General features: G+C 52.8%; 5 protein-coding genes. All 5 read left to right on the forward strand.

Annotated elements, in window-relative coordinates:
• Nucleotides 1-657 (forward strand): respiratory nitrate reductase subunit gamma (gene narI / locus Q7J88_RS13410; RefSeq protein ID WP_303722742.1); only part of this gene is annotated, 657 nt, incomplete at its 5' end.
• 23 nt (nt 658-680) lie between these two features.
• Nucleotides 681-2,222 (forward strand): nitrate/nitrite transporter, encoded by a 1,542-nt coding sequence (locus tag Q7J88_RS13415; RefSeq protein WP_303722743.1) that lies wholly within the window; start codon nt 681-683, stop codon nt 2,220-2,222.
• Entirely contained in the window at nt 2,212-3,816 is a 1,605-nt protein-coding gene (locus tag Q7J88_RS13420) for an antiporter (protein WP_303722744.1), read from the forward strand. The genes Q7J88_RS13415 and Q7J88_RS13420 overlap by 11 nt, the downstream gene beginning before the upstream one ends.
• The gene (locus Q7J88_RS13425) at nt 3,817-4,176 is read left to right on the forward strand and encodes a DUF488 domain-containing protein (RefSeq protein ID WP_303722745.1); all 360 of its coding nucleotides are present in this window, start codon (nt 3,817-3,819) and stop codon (nt 4,174-4,176) included. It abuts the gene before it with no gap.
• Nucleotides 4,177-4,212: 36 nt separating this feature from the next.
• The gene (locus Q7J88_RS13430) at nt 4,213-4,650 is read left to right on the forward strand and encodes a PAS domain S-box protein (protein WP_303722746.1); all 438 of its coding nucleotides are present in this window, start codon (nt 4,213-4,215) and stop codon (nt 4,648-4,650) included.
• The last annotated feature ends 415 nt before the right edge of the window (nt 4,651-5,065 follow it).

Here is a 5,065-nt window from a genome sequence, read left to right on the forward strand (position 1 = left end):
CCCTATGTGGCGGTGGCGTTGATGGTCGGCGTTGGCATTTACCGGTACTGCATAGATCGTTACTCCTGGTCGTCACAGTCCTCCCAGTTCCTGGAAAGCAGAGTCCTCTTCTGGGGATCAGTCCCTTGGCACTATGCGATTCTGTTGATCCTGCTGGCACATTTTCTGGCCTTCCTTGTGCCATCAGGATGGGGCGTTCTACTGGGCAGCCCGTTGCGACTCTACCTGCTCGAAGTCACCGGTCTGGCCCTCGGTATCAGCACGATGATTGCAGTTACTTTGCTGATTTTCCGCAGGATTGGCAATGCCCGGGTATCTTCCGTCACGACGGTGATCGATTGGCTGGTCTTGGCAGCGCTGCTGCTTCAGGTTGCAACAGGCGTTTACATAGCTTTTACCCTGCGGTGGGGTTCCGTCTGGTATCTGCATACGGCATCGCCATGGCTATGGTCGCTGCTGAAGCTCGACCCGCAGATCCAATATCTTGCCGCTTTGCCGGGAGTCGTCAAACTGCATGCTTTCAATGCATTTCTGATCGTTGCACTGTTCCCGTTTTCGCGCCTCGTACACGTTGTGAGTGTCCCGATCGGTTACCTGGCGCGGCCATGGCAGGTTGTCGTCTGGTACAAGCAACGGACTGGTAATCAGGCATCATAATTTATTGAACCAAAGGGGAAGGTATGCAGGAAACCGTTACCGCACAATCGCATAAGGTTCTCTTTCTTAATACGCTGGCATTCACGGTCTGTTTTGCCGCCTGGATGTTCAACGGCGTACTTGTGACATTCCTGGCTGATAATCAGGTCTTCAAATGGGGACCGGTCGAGATTGGCTGGTTGATGGGAATCCCGGTTCTCACCGGTTCTCTCTTTCGACTGCCGGCGGGGATGCTGACAGACAAGTTTGGTGGCAAGCCGGTCTACGGTACGTTGCTGTTCATCTGTGCCATCCCCATGTTCCTGCTCTCCAAAGCCGACAGCTTCATGACCTTCGCGTTGTGTAGCTTCGGTTTCGGCCTGGCCGGGGTGAGCTTTTCGATCGGAATTGCGTTTTCTTCGGTCTGGTATCCCCGCAAGAACCAGGGAACGGCTCTTGGTATCTTCGGTGCCGGCAACGCTGGGGCCGCACTGACAACGATGCTGGCTCCGACCATGTTGAACAAACTGACCAATAACGGCGCCAATCTCGAAGGGTGGCGCGAGTTGCCGGTTTACTACGCGATCATGCTCGCCACAATGGGGGTGATCTTCTTCATCTTCGCTGACAACAAGAAACCGGCCTCATCGACCAAGAGCTTCAGCCAGATGCTGACCCCGCTAAGGGATATCAAGGTCTGGAGATTCGGCCTCTATTATTTCCTGGTGTTCGGCTGCTTCGTAGCATTCTCGCAGTGGTTGGTTCCATATTTCGTCAATGTCTACTATCTGCCGTTGGTCACCGCCGGTCTGTTTGCCTCGGCATTCAGCCTGCCATCTGGTGTGATCCGGGCATTGGGCGGCTGGCTTTCCGATAAATTCGGTGGCCGCGCCGTCATGTACTGGGTCCTGGGTGCGTCAGTTCTGATCAGCTTCCTGGTGATCATCCCCAAGATGGAGATTTATTCGCCGGGGCGAGGGGTGATGGCCAAGCGTGGCGGGACGGTGACAGCGATAACCTCTGAGACGGTTGTCGTCGGCGAGATGTCATACGCGATCAAGAAGAAACCTGAACCGATCGTATCCAACACAGACGACGAGCTGCTGGTTTTCCCGACCAAGCAGGCGTGGCAGGAACCGGTCGTAGAAATCGGTCAACAAGTAAAGAAAAAGGAGCTGCTGGCCAAAGGCGTTACCCGGATCTTTTTCCAGGCCAACGTTTGGATATTCGCCGTCTTCGTTATTCTGCTTGGCAGCATTTGGGGGATCGGCAAAGCGGCGGTCTACAAGTTGATCCCGGACTACTTCCCTGAAGAGGTTGGAGTGGTCGGCGGCATGGTTGGCGTACTTGGTGGACTGGGCGGTTTCTTCTGCCCGATCATCTTTGGTTATCTGCTTGAATGGACGGGCTTGTGGACGAGTTGCTGGATGTTCATGTTCGCTCTCTCGCTGGTTTGCCTGCTCTGGATGCATCTTACCGTCCAGAAGATGATGCGCGAAAAGCACCCTGAAGATATGCAGAAAATTGAACAGGAACAATCAACTATTTTGGAAGATGATGCGAAGGAGGCTGGACATGTCCATTAACCTTGACAAGTGGGACGTCGAAGACGAGCAGTTCTGGAATTCGACCGGAAAGAAGATCGCTACACGCAACCTCTGGATTTCGATCCCCAGCTTGCTCTGCGGTTTTGCTGTCTGGCTCTACTGGAGCATTATCACGGTCCAGATGATCAACCTCGGCTACCCGTTCAGCCAGTCGCAGCTCTTTACGCTCTCGGCAATCGCGGGTTTGACTGGGGCAACCCTGCGTATCCCCAGTTCCTTCCTGATCCGCATTGCCGGGGGACGTAATACCATTTTCTTTACGACCGCGTTGCTGATGATTCCGGCGATCGGGACGGGCATCGCGTTGCAGAATCAGGGGACGCCGATCGAAGTATATTACCTGCTGGCACTCTTCTCGGGGATTGGCGGCGGCAACTTCGCCTCTTCGATGTCAAACATCAGCTTCTTTTTCCCGAAACGGGTGCAAGGGACTTCGCTCGGTTTGAATGCAGGCCTTGGCAACTTCGGCGTCACCACCATGCAGATTCTGATTCCACTGGTGATGACCTTCGGCCTGTTCGGTGGCGAGCCGCAGACCCTGATCAACACCAGCGGTACCCTGATTGGCAAGATCCCCGCCGGGACTCCGACCTACATCCATAATGCCGGTTATATCTGGCTGGTTTTGTTGGTCCCGCTTGCCTTTGCCGGCTTCTTCGGCATGAATAACATCACCACGGAAACCGTTTCGCCAAAGATCGGCAACACAGTCAAGGCCTTCGTAAAAATCTCCGGTTTGCTGCTGATTGCCTTCGTTACCGCAAGCATCGGTCTTTACCTGCTGCTTCCCGCGCCGATCGGACTCGGCTTGCTCAGTAAATGGGTAGCGCTGCCACTGGTTATTGCCGCGACGGTCTTTGGTATGAAATACCTGACTCGTGGTGAACTGCGGGCCAATCTCGATCGGCAGTACAAGATCTTCAACAACAAGCACACTTGGGCGATGACGGTCATTTACACCATGACCTTCGGTTCCTTCATTGGTTATTCGGCTGCGTTCGCTCTGTCGATCAAGGTTATCTTTGGTTTTACACATGTTCTGGTCGACGGCGTGATGACCCATAACACAGTCAACCCGAATGGCCCGAGTGCCTTGATGTTCGCATGGATGGGGCCATTCATCGGTGCACTGATCCGCCCGGTGGGCGGCAAAATCGCCGACAAGCTGGGCGGCGCCATCGTCACCCAGTGGGTCTCGATCGTCATGATTGTTTCTGCCCTTGGCTGTGCCTATTTCATGAAGGCCGCCTACGCCTCGGCGACCCCGGAAGGCTACTTTGTTCCATTCCTGATCCTGTTCATCATTCTGTTCGCGGCCACGGGTGTTGGCAACGGCTCGACTTTCCGTTCTATCGCCATCATCTTTGACAAGGAGCAGGCAGGACCGGTGCTCGGATGGACCTCGGCGGTTGCGGCCTACGGCGCCTTTATCATCCCCAAGGTGTTCGGGGAGCAGATCAAGGCGACGACCCCGGAATATGCACTTTATGGGTTTGCCGTGTTCTATTTCGTATGTCTGGTACTCAACTGGTGGTTCTACACGAGGAAGAACGCTTACATTCAGAATCCGTAAATGGCGATCAGTTTAAAACGCGCATACGAGTCGCCGGCGGATGAGGATGGCTTCCGGGTACTGGTAGATCGTCTCTGGCCTCGGGGAATTTCGAAAGAATCAGCCAGGCTTGGTTTTTGGGCCAAGGAAATTTCGCCGTCGAATGAGTTGCGCAAGTGGTATGGCCATGATTATGAGGAATGGCCTGAGTTCAAGCGGCGATATTTTGAGGAGTTGGACAGCAATATAAATGAGGTGATGAATCTGGTAGACATGATTACAGGTCAGAACGTGACTCTTGTCTACAGCTCCAAAGCCAAATGGAACAACGCTCTTGCGTTAAAAGAATATCTTGAAGCCAGATATCCTGTGCTGCTTTGAGATTATATTCAGAAGCCTTCGACAAAGGAAAAGTCAATGAGCAATCTCGATCTCAACACAATGAGTCAGCAAATACTGGCACAGGCACCTGATGCGATTATGTTTTCTGACCGCGAGGGGATTATCCGCTTGTGGAACAGTGGCGCCGAGAGAATCTTCGGTTTTCAAGCTGAGCAGGCCATCGGGCAATCACTTGATATTATCATCCCGGAAAAGCTGCGTGAACGACACTGGGAAGGGTATCACAAAACTATGAAGACCGGAGAAACCCGCTACGGTACGAAACTGCTTGCCGTGCCCGCCACAAATGCTGACGGTGATCGATTATCGACAGAGTTCTCTATCGTAATGCTGACGGGCGATGACGGTAAACCGATTGGAGTTGCTGCGATCATGCGTGATGTATCCGAGCGTCACCAAAAGGAGAAGCAACTTCGCGAGCGTATCGCGGAATTAGAAGCGCAAAACAGTTAACACTGGAAGGAGATGAGGAGGAAGGCATGCTTTATTTTGTTAAAGACAATACTCTGCATCGTTTCCCATCCCCCAAACGCTGCGGAGTTCAACGTGACCGTGAGAAGTTGCGAGACACTGTTCCCCATGGGGTCGAACAATGCGTATATTGTCTGAAGAGATGGCCCGGTGAGGAGTGAATAAATTATAGTAGTTCAAGCTTGACCTGATCAAACTCAGTGAACTCTTAGAGAGTCTCTCAGAAGGTTTTCTTAGGTGTCAGGGGCAATAAGAAATTCACCTTTCAGCCAATCCATTTTATCCAGCATTGTGAGGGGCTAAATAGTAGATAAAACTAGGTGGTTCGAGTCCGGCTTGGGGTGCCAAACCACACAAGATGTGGTCCGATTTACGGACCACATCTTTTTTTATTGAG

Source organism: Malonomonas rubra, assembly GCF_003247215.1.
In the GTDB taxonomy this organism is placed as follows: domain Bacteria; phylum Desulfobacterota; class Desulfuromonadia; order Desulfuromonadales; family Geopsychrobacteraceae; genus Malonomonas; species Malonomonas rubra_A.

Coding starts and splice junctions, on each gene's coding strand:
- Q7J88_RS13415 (WP_303722743.1), top strand. CDS start 681: ATGCAGGAAACCGTTACCGCACAATCGCATAAGGTTCTCTTTCTTAAT.
- Q7J88_RS13420 (WP_303722744.1), top strand. CDS start 2,212: ATGTCCATTAACCTTGACAAGTGGGACGTCGAAGACGAGCAGTTCTGG.
- Q7J88_RS13425 (WP_303722745.1), top strand. CDS start 3,817: ATGGCGATCAGTTTAAAACGCGCATACGAGTCGCCGGCGGATGAGGAT.
- Q7J88_RS13430 (WP_303722746.1), top strand. CDS start 4,213: ATGAGCAATCTCGATCTCAACACAATGAGTCAGCAAATACTGGCACAG.